A 14,875-nucleotide genomic window follows, 5' to 3' on the forward strand; every position below is an offset into this window, starting at 1 on the left:
GCCAGCCTCCTTGGTACTGCAACCCACGTCAACGCCGGGTGCCGGAAGGGGCGGGCGGGGCATGGATGGATGACAGCGTGCCACTACATGGGCTGCCGGACCATAACCAAAACGTCCTAAAATCCGTGTTCCCCCAGCTCCCTGGTGCGTCATGTCGGCTCCCCCCGTTCCGTCTGCGGCTGCCCCACGGGGCGGCCTTGTCGTGCTGGCACTGCTGCTGGTCTACGTGGTCTGGGGCTCGACCTACCTGGGTATCGCCAAGGCCCTGCATGGCGGCGCGCTGCCACTGACGATGGTCTCCGGCAGCCGGTTCATCATTGCCGGCGGCCTGATGTACCTGGCGCTGCGCCTGTTCTGGAAGATGCCCAGACCCACCCTGCGGCAGTGGCGCAACCTGGTCATCATGGGCGTGACCATGCTGGTGCTGGGCAACGGCATGGTGGTGCTGGCCGAACGCGAGGTGTCATCCGGCCTGGCCGCTACCGCGGTGGCCTCGGTGCCGTTGTGGATGGCGCTGTTCTCGGCCCTGCGCGGGCAGCATGCCAGCAAGGGCGAATGGCTGGGCATCGCCGTTGGCTTCGTCGGCGTGGTCTGGCTCAACGCCGGCAGCAGCCTGACCGCATCGCCCACCGGGCTGGTGCTGCTGCTGATCGCGCCGGTCGGCTGGGCGTTCGGCTCGGTGTGGGCACGCGGGCAGGATCTGCCGGGGCCGTTCATGACGGCCGCCGGGCAGATGATCTGCGGTGGCGTGCTGCTGGTGCTGATCGGCCTGGTCGTCGGCGAGCGCCCCACCACCCTGCCCGACAGCGGTGGCCTGCTGGCGATGGCCTACCTGTGCGTGTTCGGTTCGATCGTGGCGTTCACCGCTTACGTCTGGCTGCTGCAGAACGTGCGCCCGGCGCTGGCCGGCAGCTATGCCTACGTCAATCCGGTGATTGCTGTCCTGTTGGGGGCTGCATTGAATGGTGAACGCTTTGGTTGGCGCGACTTCCTGGCCATGGCGGTGATACTTCTGGGTGTGGTGGTACTGACGATGGCAAGGACACGCAAGCGATGAGCATGGACGAGAAAGAACAGCGACGGGGCCTGTTGATCACTGCCTCCACCTTCGTGCTGTGGGGGCTGGTGCCGGTGTACTGGCATCTGCTCAACGAAGTGCCTTCGTTCCAGATCATCGCCCACCGCATCATCTGGAGCACCGTGCTGGTGGTGGCCTGGCTGCTGATCGCATCACGGCTGGGTTGGTGGAAGAAGATCGCCGCGCAACCGCGCGCGCTGCCGATCCTGGCGGTATCGAGCCTGACCATCGCCTTCAACTGGGGCCTGTACATCTGGGCGATCAACGCAGGGCATGTGATCGAAACCAGCCTGGGCTATTTCATCAACCCGCTGGTGAACGTTCTGCTGGGCGTGCTGGTGCTGAAGGAGCGCCTGCGCCGCGTGCAGTGGCTGGCGGTAGCCATCGCCGCGGTGGGCGTGGCCTGGCTGACCATCGATGCGGGCACGCCGCCGTGGATCGCGCTGGGCCTGGCGTGCTCGTTCGGCCTGTACGGCCTGCTGCGCAAGCTGGTGTCGGTCGATCCGGTGGCCGGGCTGGGCGTGGAAAGCCTGTACCTGTTCCTGCCCGCGCTGGGCTTCGCGCTGTGGTCGGAAAACGGCCATGGCGGTGGCTTCTTCGGTGGCTGGGGCTGGGCAAACGACCTGATGCTGATTTTCGGCGGGGTGATCACGGCGGTGCCGCTGATCGGCTTCGCCTACGGGGTCAAGCGCATCCCGCTGTCGCTGGTCGGCATCCTGCAGTACATCGCACCGAGCCTGCAGCTGCTGCTGGGCGTGTTCTTCTTCCACGAAGCGTTCGACACCGGCAAGGCGATTGGTTTTGCGGCGATCTGGGCCGGGTTGGTCCTGTACGTCGGTGACAACGTACGGGCGATGCGCGGCGCGAAACGGTAGCGCCTCCGGGGTCAGATCCCTTCGCGATGCAAAGGGATCCGACGCCGCAAAAAAGAACGGCGCCCCGAGGGGCGCCGTTCTGCTTCCATCCACGGCCAGGAGAGAGTTGGCCGGGGCGGGAACGCGGTTGCAGGCTTAGAAGCGCTGCTGGTACTTCATGTACATGAAACGACCGATGTCGAAGCCACCGTAGTAGGTGAAGCTGCTGTTGGGCTGGCTGTACATGATCGGACCCTGGTGGTCGAACACGTTGTTCAGGCCCAACGACACGGTGCCATCCCACGGCAGGCTGTAACGCACCTGCAGGTCGTGGAAGGTGTTGGAACCCACCTTGCGGCTCGGCTGTGCATCGGTATACGGCGAAACAAAGTCGGCCATGTTGCAGTCCGGGCCACCGCCCAGATCGTACGAGCAGGCTTCCTTCATGCCCGAGTAGTAACGGGCGGTCCAGCCGATGCCGAGGTTGCCGTACTGCCAATCCAGGTTGAAGGTCGAACGTACGCGGAAGTCACCGGCCCAGCCCACGCGCTGCTCCACCGGGGTGGTGGCGGCGCTGTCGTTGCGCTGCTCCAGGTAGTCGGTGTAGGTGGTGTTCCAGTTGATGGCGAACTTGCCGTATGCGGTTTCCGGCAGGCGGTAACGCACACCGATGTCATAGCCGGCGGTTTCGCGGTAGCCGGCGTTGACCAGCGAACGATCCAGCGCCGAGACCTGGCCGCGGGTGGCCGCAGCGGTGGAACGGGTGAAGCGACCGCATGCCGAATCCACGCCCTGCACGTAGCACTGGTTGAGGATGTCGGTAGCCGACTCGCCCACGATGGCGTTGTCGATGCGGATCTTCCACCAGTCCAGGCTGACGTCCAGGCCCTGCACGAATTCCGGGCTGTAGACCAGGCCGACGGTCCAGGTCTTGGCGGTTTCCGGCTTCAGTTCCGGGTTGGAACCGGAGTTGAAATCGGAGGTGGCCTGCTGGCCCGGGCGGTTGGCAAGGTTGCCGTCCGAACCGGTCTGCTGACGGAAGTTGGCGGGCACGTTCAGCGCCTGGCAGCGTGCTGCCACGGTCGGGCTGCTGGCGGCGATGCCGAACTTCGTATCGCACGGATCGGTGAACGAATCGCGGCTGGAAACCGCGCCGCCGTAGAGATCGTCCACGGTCGGTGCACGGAAGCCGGTGCCGTAGGTGGCGCGTACCAGCAGGCTGTCGATCGGCTTCCACTTCAGGCCGAACTTGCTGTTGGTGGTCGAACCGAAGGTGTTGTAGTCGGTGTAGCGACCGGCCAGGTCCAGCGACAGCTCGCGGGCGAAGGCCATGTCGGCCAGCAGCGGCACCTGCATTTCCAGGTAGACCTCGTTGAGCGAGTAGTCGCCACGGGTCGGCTGGCCGGTGGTGCCGGCGATCTGGCCCTTCTGCACCATCAGGTCCGGGGTGTAGCTGGCTTCTTCGCTGCGGTGCTCAAAGCCCATCGCGCCCATGATGTCGCCGGCCGGCAGGCTGAACAGCGAGCCGGAGATGTTGGCGCTGGCGACCTTGGTGGTGCTGCGCATCTTGTCGACGAAGCGGGTGAACAGGTAGTCCTGCACGTCCTGGTTGCCCAGCGAGCCCGGGCCGGTGTAGCCCATCGGCGCAGCCGGATTCCACGGCACGCAGCCGGCGATCACCGCACCCGGCGTACCGCAGCGGGCCACGTCGCCGTCCATGAAGGACGGGCCGACGGCGAGGTTGACGTTCGGCTGGTACATGCTGCCCGTGCCAACGCGCTCGCCTTCATTGCGGTTGTACATGTAGCTGACGTTCCAGTCCCAGTAGCGCGAACCGGTTTCGAAGCTGCCTTCCAGGCCGAGGCTGGCACGCTTGGTTTCCAGCGTGTTCTCGGTACCGCGCGGCAGCTCTTCGGTGCGGTGCGAGAACAGCACGTCCTGGCCCCACTTGTTGAAGGTGCTGTCCTTGGACAGCGCAGCGCGCGTGCCGTTGCGCGACTGCGCAGCCGAGACCGAGTACGGGTAGCCGGCCAGGTGCTTGGTCGACTCGCGCTTGCTGTACAGCGCATCGGCGACGATGCGCAGGTTGTCGGTGATCGAGAAGCCGCCGTTGGCGAACACCGAGGTGCGCTCCAGGCCGCTCAGCAGGCTCATGTTGGTCTTGGCGTTGGCGCCGTCAGCCGGATCCGGCGTGTGGAAGTTGCCAGCGCTGCTCGGGTCGCCGCCCGGGCCCACGGTCAGCGGCTTGCCACCGACGGTGACCGTGCCCCACTGGGTGGTCGGGCTCAGCGCGTCGACGTCGTCGGCATGGCGCGGGCCACCCGGGTAGCGGCTGAACTCGCGCGCATCGCCGAGGATTTCGTCTTCCTTGGTGCGCTCGGCGCCGACGCTGAACCAGCCGCGGTCGAAGGTCTTGCCGAAGGTGGCGCTGTAGGAGCGCTTCTGGCCGTCGCCTTCACCGTACTGGCCGACATAGACGCTGGCTTCGCCACCGTCGAAGTTCTTGCGGGTGATGATGTTGACCACGCCGGCGATGGCGTCCGAGCCGTACAGCGCCGAGGCGCCATCGGTCAGCACTTCGACGCGTTCGACGATCGCCGACGGAATCGAGGCCAGGTCGGAGTAACCGCCGGCGCTGACGCCCATGCGGCGGCCGTCGATCAGCACCAGGCTGCGTTCCGGGCCGAGGTTGCGCAGGCTGACATACATGCCGCCGAAATCGCGCGAGGAGCTCAGCGAGGACGAACGGCTCAGGCTCGGTGCGCCGGCTGCAGTGACGTCCTGCAGGATGTCGGCAACGTTGACGTAGCCCTTCTTCTCGATGTCGGCGCGGTTGAGTGCCACCACCGGCTGCGCGGTCTCGACACTGGCCTGGCGGATGCGCGAGCCGGTGATCTCGATGCGGTCGAGGTTGGTGGGGGTATCGCCGGCTTCCTGTGCGAAAGCGGGCGTGGTGCAGCTGGCGGCCAGCGCGATGACGATCGCGTTGCGCAGCGGGGTGGTCTTCAGGGACATCCGTGAAATCTCGTGTTTCAGAAAAAACATGCGTCCGTTCTATGGACGCGTGGGGTGCTGCAAACCAACGTGGGGGCCGGATTCTAGAGTGTTTTCATCGGTAACTGTTTGTCCGCGCGCGCTGTAACGCCGCGAAAATGAATCGCAACCAACAATCCACAGGTGCACTGTGCGCAACGTCACGCGCGATGCGTTTGCGATGGGCAGAGGCACCGATAGCGGCACGAACCCGGCACGCTTGAGTGGTTGCAACAACGCATCGCAGTACGCACGTAGCTATCAGTTGTGGTACTCCGTCCCGCATGAAACGCTCTTCGCGTTGTCGTCGAAAGAAGGAGATGAAGGGATGATCCACCTCGAAGAGGCACGCCGCCGAGTGGAGGCTGCACTTGCCACCGACGATGAACCGGTTGTCATCACGCACGAGCATGAAGTCGTCGAAGGCTGGCTGTTCTGTTTCCAATCGCTGCGCTACCTGCAATCCGGCGAGATATCGGATGCGTTGGCCGGCAATGGACCGATCTTCTTCGACAGGCATACGGGCGATCAGCACCCGCTGTGCACGGCATGTGCGCCGGAGGAAGCCCTGCGTCAGCATCTGGCCTCGCGTACCCCGCCATCTGAAGCCACGTCGGTGGACTTCTGAATTCCGGGAACGAAAAAGGGACGGAGCTTTCGCCCCGTCCCCTGCGCAACGCTCAATAAATCAATGCGTGATGCTCAGGTCTCGCGCAGCGCCGTGGTGATCGGCAGGCGTGCCGCGCGCAGCGCCGGGAACAACCCGCCCACCAGGCCGATGCCCAGCGCCCACTTCAACCCGCTCCACAGCAGTTCCGGCGATACATGGAACTTGAACACCACCGCGCTGAAGTTGCTGCCGATGGTGGACACGCTGTAGCCGTTGAACAGCAGCCACGCCACCGCACATCCCAGCAGTCCACCGAGCAGCGCCAGCAGCATGGTTTCCAGCATCACTGCAGTCACCACCGGCAGGCCACGGAAGCCGATCGCACGCATGGTGGCGATCTCGCGTGCGCGTGTGGCCACGGCGGCATACATCGTGTTGAGCGCACCGAACACGGCGCCCACTGCCATGATGGTGCCGATCACCTTGCCGAGGATGTCGATCAGCTTGGTCAACCCACCACCCTGCTTGCTGTAGTAGACGCGGGTGGTTTCCACGTCCAGCTTCAGGCGCGGATCGGCGGCCACGGCGGCCTTGAACTGCTCGAAGCCGGCCTTGCCGTCGGTACGCACGCTGATCGACTGCCAGGCACTGCGCTGGTAGGTGGTGGCCAGCGTGTCGGCGTCGGTCCACAGTTCCGAGTCATGCGCATCGCCGGTAGCGAACACGCCCACGACCGTCCAGGTCTGGTTGCCCAGGGTGAGCGTTTTGCCAACATCCATGTCGCGGAACTGGCTCCTGGCGCCCTGGCCGACCACGATCTCGCGCAGGCCGGCGGCGAACCGGCGGCCTTCGACGATCTTGACCTTGTCATGCACGGCCCACGCCTGCGGGCCGACACCGCGGAACTGTGCATTGACGTCGGTGCCATCGGCCTTGGACACCAGGTTGACCACCTGCGAGAGTTCCGGCGACAGCAGCGGCCGCCCCTGCGCATCGCGGGTGATGCCGGGCAGGGTGGACAGCGTCGGGACCTGTTCGCGGGTGATGACCGAGTTGGTCTCGGCCTGCGAACCGCCGCGCAGCACGATCGCGGTGGTGTCATCGCCGGTGTTGTTGAGCGTGGCCTGGAAGCCTTCGCCCATCGCCAGCATCGCGACCAGTACGCCGACCACGCCGGCGATGCCGACCACGATCACCGAGGAGGCACCCCAGCGTTGCGGCAGGCTGGCGATGCCGATGCGGGTGGCGGCCAGGGCCAGCCGGCCACTGCGGGTGAGCGCCAGCCACAGCCCCAGCAGCACCGCGATGGCAGCGACGCCGATCCACGGCAGGCTGATCCAAACCACCAGGCCAACGACCAGCAGCAGCACGGTCACCGCGTTCCCCAGCCACTTCTTGAGCTTGTTCATGTCGGTGTCCTCTTCAGCGGCCGGCGAGCGCGTCGACGATCTTCAGGCGCTTGGCGCGCAGTGCGGGCAGCAGCCCGACCACGATGCCGATCACCACGATCAGGACGATGCCCACCAGCCAGGTCGGCGTCGGTACGTGCGGCGGCAGCATGCCCATGCTCTTGGGGCTGATGGCCGGCAGGATCAGCGCCGCCAGGCCCATGCCGATCAGTCCACCGAGGCCGATCAGCAGCACCGATTCGACCATCACCAGGGTCAGCACCGTGCCGTCCTTGAAGCCCAGCGTCTTCAGCGTGGCCAGTTCCGGAACGCGCTCGCGCACCGCCTGGGCCATGGTGTTGCCGGTCAACAGCAGCAGGGTGAAGAACACCGCGCCCATGATCGAGGTGACGATCATGCCGATGTCGGCGAACTGTTTCACGAACGCCTGCTGGAACGCCGATTCGGTCTGGGTCTTGGTTTCGTGGTCGGAGTTGGCCGAGATCGCATCGATGGCCTGCGCCACTCTCGACGACTGCTCCGGGTTGTCCAGCGTCACCGTGTACCAGCTCACCTGGTTCTTGATGTAGTCGTTGGACTCATCGAAGTACTTCCAGTTCATCATCAACTGGCGTTCTTCATTGGCCGCCAGTGCGCGATCCTTCGAGCGATAGATGCCCTTCAGTTCCAGCGGCCAGTCGTTGCTGCCGCCACGCGGGAAGATGGTGGCCTGCAGCGGGATGGTGTCGCCGATCTTCCAGCCGAACTGCTTGGCCAGCGTCTCGCCGACGATCGCGCCGGTACGGGTCTGCTGCCAGTCCTGCAGCTGCGCCGGGTCGATCTGCAGCTCGCGGTAGACATCGAAGTAGTTGGGCGCCACCGAGAAGTTGGGGAAGAAGTTCTTCGGGTCCTGGTAGATGCCGCCGAACCACATGCCGTAGGTGACATCGCGCACGCCGCTGACCTGGCGGATCTGCGTTTCCAGGCGGATCGGCAGCGACTGGGTGATCGACAGGCGCGAAGCCACCACCAACCGGTTGGCACCTTCCACGCTGCCACCGGACGAGAACGCCACGCGCACCGAGTCGAGCATGCCGAACAGCAGGAACGCGGCCACCACCGACAGCAGGGTCAACAGGGTGCGGGTGCGGCTGCGGAACAGCTGCGCCCAGACCAACGAGAAGTATTTCATCGCTGTGGCCTCCGTCAGTGGGCCAGCGGCGCGTCGGCCAGCTCGCCCTTGTCCAGGTGCACCGTGTGGGTGGCGTACTCGGCAGCCTTCGGGTCATGGGTGACCATGATGATGGTCTTGCCGTGTTCGCGGTTGAGTTGCTGCAGCAGGCCCAGGATCTCTTCGGCGGACTGGCGGTCAAGATCGCCGGTAGGTTCGTCGCAGATCAGGAAGGTCGGGTCGGAGACGATCGCGCGGGCGATCGCCACGCGCTGCTGCTGGCCGCCGGACAGTTCGTTGGGGCGATGGCTGCGGCGGTCGGCCAGGCCGACCAGGGTCAGCGCGATCTCGGCATTGCGCTTGCGCTGCGCCGCGCTGAGGTGGGTCAGCAGCAACGGCAGTTCCACGTTCTTCTGCGCGGTCAGCATCGGCATCAGGTTGTAGAACTGGAACACGAAGCCGACATGATGGCTGCGCCACGTCGACAGCTGGCCGCCGCTCATCTGGTCGATGCGCTCGCCTTCGATGCTGATCTCGCCGCCGGTGGGGTTGTCCAGACCGCCGATCAGGTTGAGCAGGGTGGTCTTGCCGGAACCGGACGGGCCCATCAGCGCGACGAAATCGCCGCTGGCGATATCCAGGTCGATGCCGTGCAGCACCTGCACCTTTTCGGGGCCACGCTGGTAGGTCTTGGTGATGTTGCGCAGTGAAACCAGGGTCGACATGGGTGGTTCTCCACGAAAGGCGGGAAACGGGGATGCGTCCCGGCCAACGGCCGGCACGCGTCGAACAGTGGTGCTTTCCAGCGGTACTGCCGGTGGCGCCATGCGGGCGCCGGGCCGTTACTGCGCTTGCTTCTGCTTGACCCTGGTGCCGTCGCGCAGGGTGTCCAGCGGGTTGACCACCACCGACTCCCCCGCGCTCACGCCCTTGAGGATCTGGCGGTCCTTGCCCATCGCCTGGCCCGCCTCGACCGTGCGTTGCTGCACACGGTTGTCATCRCCCAGTGCGAAGGCCACCGACGCGCCCTCACGCTCGACCACCGCAGTGGCCGGAACGCGCACGCCCTGTGGCTTGGCTTCGGTCTGCGGCTTGGCCTGTTCCAGGAAGCTGACCCGCACGCCCATCTCCGGCACGATGCGCGGATCTTTCACCTTCAGTGTGACCCGTACCTTCACCGTGGCCTTGCCGCGGTCAGCGGTGGGGACGATGGCGATCACCTCGGCCGGGATCTTCCAGTCCGGGTAGGCGTTGAGCGTGGCTTCCACCGGCATCTTCGGCTGCACGCGGCCGATGAAGGCTTCGCCGACCTCGACTTCGATCTCCAGCGATTCCATGTCGACGATGGTGCCGATGCCGGTACGGGTGAAGCCACCACCGGCCGACAGCGGCGAGACGATTTCGCCGGGCTGCGCGGCCTTGGCGGTGACCACGCCGGAGAACGGCGCGCGCACGATGTTGTTGTCCACGCCAAGGTCGGCGATGGACAGCTGGTCGTTGGCAACCTTGACGTTGCGTCGTGCGGTTTCCAGCTGCGCACGCAGGCTGTCACGCTGGGCCACGGCCTGGTCGTACTGCGAACGCGAGACCAGCTGCTGGCCGACCAGCGCCTGCAGGCGGCTGGCTTCAGCGGCGGCCTGCTTCTGCTGGGCTTCCAGGCCGACCACCTGGCTGCGTGCGGCCTGCAGCTGCGAGGCGTACAGGTTGCGCTGCGCGTCGGCATCGATCGGGTCCAGGGTGGCCATGATCTGCCCCTGTTCCACCCGCATGCCTTCTTCGATCATCACCTCGCGCACCTTGCCGGTGATCTTGGCCGACACCGTGGCCATGCGCCGGGCGACCACGTAGCCGCTGGCGTCGAGCACCGAGCTGCTGGCGCTGCCCTGCTGGATGGCCACCGCCGGCGCGGTGTCCACTTCCACGGTGGGCGCGCGGCCGAACAGTGCGAATGCACCACCGGCCAGCAGCACGATGATCACGGCCACGGCGATCCACAGCCAGCGGCGGCCACCACTGCCGCCACTGGAGGCGGGCGGTGGCGACTTGCGGTCGATACGGAGTTCCTTCAACAGCTCGGCAGAAGCGTTCATTCGTTCCATCACAGGCGTTCGGGCGGGTGTGACCGGAAGGGCAGGCAGCGGCGGTTCCGGCGGTGGAGCGTGCGGCACAGCATGAAGGCAGGTGCATCGGCGATGGCAGTGACAGCTGTCATCCGATGTCATTGACGGCGGCAACTGCGAAATGTGACCACGGCGGCACAGGATGGCAACGTCCCCGCTACCGGTACCGCCCATGGATACGATCGCTCCGTCGCTGGCCCGCCTGCAGCAGGTGCAGGTGCGTTACCGCGACCATACCGCCCTGCACGGCATCGACCTGCAGGTGCGCGCTGGCCAGGTACTGGCCCTGCTGGGCCGCAACGGTGCCGGCAAGAGTACCGCGATCAGCGTGCTGTTGGGCCTGCGCCGTGCCGACGCCGGCCAGGTCGAGCTGCTGGGCGGTGATCCGCAGCAGCGCGATCAGCGGCTCGGCCTCGGCGTGATGCTGCAGAGCACCAGCCTGCCGCCGATGCTGCAGGTGGATGAACTGGTGGCGCAGGCGTGTCGGCGCCTGCGCCGGGTCGGCTGAACTGGCATGATCGGCAGCGATCGTCCCCGCCTGGAATCTTCCGTGCCACCGAGCTGGCTTGCGTCCCTGCTGCGCCCTGCCCCGGATTCGGCGGTGGCCGAACTGCTGCGGCGTGGCAAGTCGCCCTGGAGTGGTGCGATCCACCTGCTGTGGTCGGTCTGGATCTTCCTTACCCCGGTGCTCGGGAATGGCTTCACGCTGCGCTGGTTGTTGCTGACGCTGGCCAGCTATCCGTTGTTCCTGCTGTTCTATGCCAGGGTGATGCTGGCGCCACGGCACCACGCCTGGCGCTACGCGCTGGGCATGATTGCGATGGCCCTGGTGCTGCTGCCGTGGTATCCGTCGGGACTGAGCTACTTCGTGTTCGGCTGCGTGATGATCCGCATGAGCAGCCGCGGCGGCTGGTGGGTGTACCTGTTGCAGCTCACTGGCCTGAATCTCCTGTTCTGCAGCACCGCGCTCTACTTCGGTTATCCGTGGCAGGCCATGGTGTGGATGCCGGCGGTGTCGTTCATTGTCGGGCTGGTGGTCAACGTGGAGGCCTTGAGCCATCAGCGCGACGTTGCCCTGCAGCTGTCCCAGGACGAGGTGCGGCGCCTGGCGACCACCGCCGAGCGCGAGCGCATCGGCCGTGATCTGCATGACCTGCTGGGGCATACGCTGTCATTGATCACGCTGAAGCTGGAACTGGCGCGCAAGCTGTACGACCGCGATGACGCGCGTGCCCGGCAGGAAATCGGCGAGGCCGAGGAGATTGCCCGCGAGGCGCTGGCGCAGGTACGCAGTGCGGTCACCGGCATCCGCGCCAGCGACCTGGCCGGCGAGCTGGCCTCGGCACGCCTGCTGCTGGAATGCCAACAGGTACACCTGCAGTACATGCCGCCGCCACCGATGCCAGTGGAGGTAGAGCGTGGGCTGGCACTGGTGCTGCGCGAGGCGGCGACCAACATCGTGCGCCACGCGCAGGCGACCCGGGTGCAGGTGGATTTCATGCTTGAGGACCGACAGTTGGTGATGCAGATACGCGATGACGGCCGTGGTGGTGTGCAGGCCGAGGGCAACGGATTGTGTGGCATGCGTGAGCGCGCAGCGGCGCTGGGTGGCCAGTTGACGCTGCAGTCGCCGCGCGGGGAAGGCACGCTGCTGACCGTGCGCGTGCCCCTGGTGGCCGCGACTACGCCGCTGTCGCCGGCATCGCTGGCACAGGGAGGCGCGGCATGATCCGCATCCTGCTGGCCGAGGATCAGGCGATGGTGCGTGGCGCATTGTCGGCGTTGCTGGGCCTGGAACCGGATATCGAGGTACTGGGCAGTGCTGCCGACGGCGAAGCCGCCTGGCGCATGCTGCAGCAGCTGCAGCCGGACATCCTGGTCACCGACATTGAGATGCCGGGGCTGAGCGGGCTGGAACTGGCCCAGCGCATCGCCCGCCATGAACTGCCGATCAAGGTGGTGATCGTGACCACCTTCGCCCGTGCCGGTTTCCTGCGTCGCGCATTGGAAGCGGGTGTACTGGGCTATCTGCTGAAAGATGCACCGGCCGAGAACCTGGCCGAGGCACTGCGCAAGGTGAAGCAGGGCATCCGTGCGATCGATCCGCAGCTGGCGCTGGATGCGTGGTCGCAGGCCGACCCGCTGACCGACCGCGAGCGCCGCGTACTGCGCTTGGCAGGCGAGGGCCGCACCGCCAGTGAGATCGCCGAGCAGCTGGGGCTGTCGCACGGCACGGTGCGCAATTACCTGTCCGAATGCATCGGCAAGCTGGGCGTGGCCAACCGGATTGAGGCGTATCGGCTGGCACGGCAGAAGGGGTGGTTGTAGCGGGGCGTCACTTTTCTTTTCGCGTGAAAAGAAAAGTAACCAAAAGAAACACGCCGCCGGCCGCGAGCCGGTGCTGCGCACCAGTACCCTGCGCTTCTCGGTGAATCAGGGGACGGCGCCGAACTCGCTGCGCTCAGACATCGGCGCCTCTTCGCCCCTGATTCCCCTGCGATGCTCGGCTCGCTAGAAGGCGGAATGGAAGGTCAAGATCAACGGCAAAGGCATCCACGCATGGCGTGGATCTACTGGGTGCAGCTGCGGCTTTTGACGTTGGGTCCGCCTTCAAGCGAGCCGAGCACCGCAGGTCCGGCGAGGGCGAAGAGGCGCGGGTGTCTGAGCGCAGCGAGTTCCCGCGCCGTCCCTCGACGGACCGAGGAGCACAGGGCACCGGCGTGCGAAGCACGCCGGCTCGCGGCTGGCGGCGCGTTTCTTTTGGTTACTTTTCTTTTCGCGCGAAAAGAAAAGTGACACCCCTCCGCAGTCGCGGAAAAGGGCAGCCGGGAACCCCCGGCGAACCCATTCAATCCTTCCCGCGTGCCATCGCCTGGAACACGCCATCGCGGCGCACCCACAGGTGGAACAGCGCCGCACCCACGTGCATCAGCACCGTGGCGAACAACACGTATGCCAGCAGGCTGTGCGCATTGCGCAGCGCGGCGTACAGCGCTGGCGTGTGCGGCACGATCGGCGGCAGGTGCAGGCCACCGCCCAGCACGATCGGGTAGCCGCCGGCCGACAGCATCGCCCAGCCGATCAGCGGCATCGCCAGCATCAACGCGTACAGCATCCAGTGCGAAGCCTTCGCGGCCAGCACCTGCCACGCGGGAAGATCCGCTGGCAGCGGCGGTGGGCGGTGGCGCAGGCGGTTGTACAGGCGCAGCACCGCCAGCAGCAGGATGGCGATACCCAGCGGCCGGTGCAGGTCGATCAGCATGGGGCGCAGGTGCAGCGAGGCGACCATGGTCACGCCGATGAACAGCATGGCGATGATCATCAGCGCCATGGACCAGTGCAGCACCCGGGCGAGCAGGTTGAAGTGGCCGTTGCCGGTACTCATCGTGCTTCCCCCTTCGTCTGTGCCGCCGCACCGCTGGCGCGCTCGCGCTCGCGGCGGTTGAACGACTGCGAATACACCGCCGAGCGCGCAGCCAGGATCGGGTCGTCGCTGCCGCGCACGCCGCTGGGCACGATCAGCGGATCGAAGTTGAGCTGGCCGCAGGCGCCTTCTTCCTGCGACTGCATGCGGTCGAGGCTGAGCACGCCCGCCACCACCTGTTCGCGCGATTCAGGCCACGGCACCGAGGGATCATCAATGGCATCGCCCGGCGCGGCCAGGCTGACCACCAGGTTCCAGCGCACCGGGCCGGTGGCCAGGCGCTGCTGCAGTTCCTGGCTGAGGAAATCGACATTGGCCTGCTTGCGCGCCTCCGCATCCATCTCCACCAGCGGCGCCTGCGGCTGCCAGCGCCAGCGCACCGCGCGCTTCTGTCCCTGCGCGTTGGTGAACCAGAAACTGTTGACGCTGTTGAAGGTGGTGTTGGCCCAGCTGCTGGTCCACGGTGCGCTCTTGGCCCACTGCTGGAAGGCCTGTGCGCTGGGGTATCTGGCCAGCACGGCCGCCATCTTCTGCGGGTCGGGCTTGCCGGTGGCCGGATCCGGAATCTGCGCGCGGGTCTGCTCGTAGAACGCCTCGGCGGTGGGCACGGCGAAGAACGGGAAGCTGTTCATCGCCATCCGCCATTCCTGCCCGTCATCGCCCACCAGCTGCACGGCGATGCTGCGCACGCGCGCGCTGCCATCGGCGCCGTGCGGATCGCCGCCGCCGATCGACAGCCGGCCCAGCACCGGAACCTTCGCCTGCGAGAACACCCGTGCGCTGGACAGCGTGGGCGCCTGTGCGCTGGGTTCGAACCAGCCGCTCACGCACACCCCTTTGCTGTGCGCGCGGCGGAAGCCGGGATGTGCAGGGCCGGTGGCCTCGATGGTGTCGGTGAAGCGCTGTGCGGTCAGCCGGTCGCGGCCGATCCAACCGGCCAGCCAGGCGAAGGCGAGGGCAACGATGCCCAGGATCAGTGCGATCAGCGCGATCCAGGGCAAGGGCGAATGCCGGCGCGGCGCGCCCGGCTCCTGGCCGGCGCGGGTGTAGCGGAAGAGCGACATGGTCGGAGTCCTGCCTTCACGGATGTGTGGGTGGGCGACCACACCATCCTCGCAGAACCCGGCCGGGGCCGAAATTCAATTTTTCGTCAGATTTGCAGGTTGATGCAGTGCCGACCAAGGTCGGCACCCACCG

The 14,875-nt window shown here is 66.3% G+C and carries 13 protein-coding genes; 6 read left to right on the forward strand and 7 right to left on the reverse strand.

Annotation, left to right across the window (positions count from 1 at the left end; all coding sequences use genetic code 11):
- The first annotated feature begins 151 nt into the window (after positions 1–151).
- Entirely contained in the window at positions 152–1,057 is a 906-nt protein-coding gene (gene yedA, locus AC1DCU_RS15510; protein ID WP_025878341.1) for a drug/metabolite exporter YedA, read from the forward strand.
- Positions 1,054–1,953, forward strand: a complete 900-nt coding sequence (gene rarD / locus AC1DCU_RS15515; RefSeq protein ID WP_025878342.1) for an EamA family transporter RarD — start codon at positions 1,054–1,056, stop codon at positions 1,951–1,953. Before yedA ends, rarD begins: the two co-directional genes overlap by 4 nt.
- Positions 1,954–2,088: 135 nt before the next feature.
- Here rarD and AC1DCU_RS15520 read toward each other — a convergent pair whose 3' ends face one another.
- The gene (locus tag AC1DCU_RS15520) at positions 2,089–4,947 is read right to left on the reverse strand and encodes a TonB-dependent receptor plug domain-containing protein (protein WP_218788439.1); all 2,859 of its coding nucleotides are present in this window, start codon (positions 4,945–4,947) and stop codon (positions 2,089–2,091) included.
- A 169-nt stretch (positions 4,948–5,116) separates the two neighbouring features.
- Between AC1DCU_RS15520 and AC1DCU_RS15525 the strand changes: the two genes are divergently transcribed.
- Positions 5,117–5,593 carry a YrhB domain-containing protein gene (locus AC1DCU_RS15525; protein WP_313444134.1) on the forward strand — a complete coding sequence of 159 codons (477 nt, stop codon included), beginning with the start codon at positions 5,117–5,119 and terminating at the stop codon, positions 5,591–5,593.
- Between the two features lie 74 nt (positions 5,594–5,667).
- Here AC1DCU_RS15525 and AC1DCU_RS15530 read toward each other — a convergent pair whose 3' ends face one another.
- From AC1DCU_RS15530 to AC1DCU_RS15545, 4 genes are all read right to left on the reverse strand, one after another.
- A complete protein-coding gene (locus AC1DCU_RS15530; protein WP_025878344.1) occupies positions 5,668–6,984 on the reverse strand; it encodes an ABC transporter permease in 1,317 nt (438 codons plus the stop codon).
- A 13-nt stretch (positions 6,985–6,997) separates the two neighbouring features.
- Positions 6,998–8,155 carry an ABC transporter permease gene (locus AC1DCU_RS15535; RefSeq protein ID WP_282280299.1) on the reverse strand — a complete coding sequence of 386 codons (1,158 nt, stop codon included), beginning with the start codon at positions 8,153–8,155 and terminating at the stop codon, positions 6,998–7,000.
- A gap of 14 nt (positions 8,156–8,169) precedes the next feature.
- Complete coding sequence (locus AC1DCU_RS15540; RefSeq protein WP_025878346.1) at positions 8,170–8,859, reverse strand: ABC transporter ATP-binding protein; 690 nt, start codon at positions 8,857–8,859, stop codon at positions 8,170–8,172.
- A gap of 117 nt (positions 8,860–8,976) precedes the next feature.
- Positions 8,977–10,224, reverse strand: coding sequence for an efflux RND transporter periplasmic adaptor subunit (locus AC1DCU_RS15545; RefSeq protein ID WP_442252254.1), 1,248 nt, complete (start codon positions 10,222–10,224; stop codon positions 8,977–8,979).
- A gap of 202 nt (positions 10,225–10,426) precedes the next feature.
- Here AC1DCU_RS15545 and AC1DCU_RS15550 point away from each other — a divergent pair, with 202 nt between their 5' ends.
- The 3 genes from AC1DCU_RS15550 to AC1DCU_RS15560 are packed head-to-tail and all read left to right on the forward strand — an operon-like array spanning position 10,427 to position 12,582.
- Positions 10,427–10,762 (forward strand): ATP-binding cassette domain-containing protein, encoded by a 336-nt coding sequence (locus AC1DCU_RS15550; protein WP_025878348.1) that lies wholly within the window; start codon positions 10,427–10,429, stop codon positions 10,760–10,762.
- A 6-nt stretch (positions 10,763–10,768) separates the two neighbouring features.
- Positions 10,769–11,983, forward strand: a complete 1,215-nt coding sequence (locus AC1DCU_RS15555) for a sensor histidine kinase (RefSeq protein WP_478013594.1) — start codon at positions 10,769–10,771, stop codon at positions 11,981–11,983.
- A complete protein-coding gene (locus AC1DCU_RS15560) occupies positions 11,980–12,582 on the forward strand; it encodes a response regulator transcription factor (RefSeq protein ID WP_025878350.1) in 603 nt (200 codons plus the stop codon). The genes AC1DCU_RS15555 and AC1DCU_RS15560 overlap by 4 nt, the downstream gene beginning before the upstream one ends.
- 520 nt (positions 12,583–13,102) lie before the next feature.
- On the opposite strand, the gene AC1DCU_RS15565 is transcribed toward AC1DCU_RS15560, so the two are convergent.
- Both AC1DCU_RS15565 and AC1DCU_RS15570 read right to left on the reverse strand, forming a co-directional pair.
- Positions 13,103–13,639, reverse strand: a complete 537-nt coding sequence (locus tag AC1DCU_RS15565) for a cytochrome b (RefSeq protein ID WP_025878352.1) — start codon at positions 13,637–13,639, stop codon at positions 13,103–13,105.
- Positions 13,636–14,742, reverse strand: a complete 1,107-nt coding sequence (locus AC1DCU_RS15570) for a catalase family peroxidase (RefSeq protein WP_025878353.1) — start codon at positions 14,740–14,742, stop codon at positions 13,636–13,638. The genes AC1DCU_RS15565 and AC1DCU_RS15570 overlap by 4 nt, the downstream gene beginning before the upstream one ends.
- Positions 14,743–14,875 lie beyond the last annotated feature (133 nt).

This window comes from Stenotrophomonas sp. 10L48 (assembly GCF_056395105.1).

Coding starts and splice junctions, on each gene's coding strand:
- yedA (WP_025878341.1), top strand. CDS start 152: ATGTCGGCTCCCCCCGTTCCGTCTGCGGCTGCCCCACGGGGCGGCCTT.
- rarD (WP_025878342.1), top strand. CDS start 1,054: ATGAGCATGGACGAGAAAGAACAGCGACGGGGCCTGTTGATCACTGCC.
- AC1DCU_RS15520 (WP_218788439.1), bottom strand. CDS start 4,947: ATGTCCCTGAAGACCACCCCGCTGCGCAACGCGATCGTCATCGCGCTG.
- AC1DCU_RS15530 (WP_025878344.1), bottom strand. CDS start 6,984: ATGAACAAGCTCAAGAAGTGGCTGGGGAACGCGGTGACCGTGCTGCTG.
- AC1DCU_RS15535 (WP_282280299.1), bottom strand. CDS start 8,155: ATGAAATACTTCTCGTTGGTCTGGGCGCAGCTGTTCCGCAGCCGCACC.
- AC1DCU_RS15540 (WP_025878346.1), bottom strand. CDS start 8,859: ATGTCGACCCTGGTTTCACTGCGCAACATCACCAAGACCTACCAGCGT.
- AC1DCU_RS15550 (WP_025878348.1), top strand. CDS start 10,427: ATGGATACGATCGCTCCGTCGCTGGCCCGCCTGCAGCAGGTGCAGGTG.
- AC1DCU_RS15555 (WP_478013594.1), top strand. CDS start 10,769: ATGATCGGCAGCGATCGTCCCCGCCTGGAATCTTCCGTGCCACCGAGC.
- AC1DCU_RS15560 (WP_025878350.1), top strand. CDS start 11,980: ATGATCCGCATCCTGCTGGCCGAGGATCAGGCGATGGTGCGTGGCGCA.
- AC1DCU_RS15565 (WP_025878352.1), bottom strand. CDS start 13,639: ATGAGTACCGGCAACGGCCACTTCAACCTGCTCGCCCGGGTGCTGCAC.
- AC1DCU_RS15570 (WP_025878353.1), bottom strand. CDS start 14,742: ATGTCGCTCTTCCGCTACACCCGCGCCGGCCAGGAGCCGGGCGCGCCG.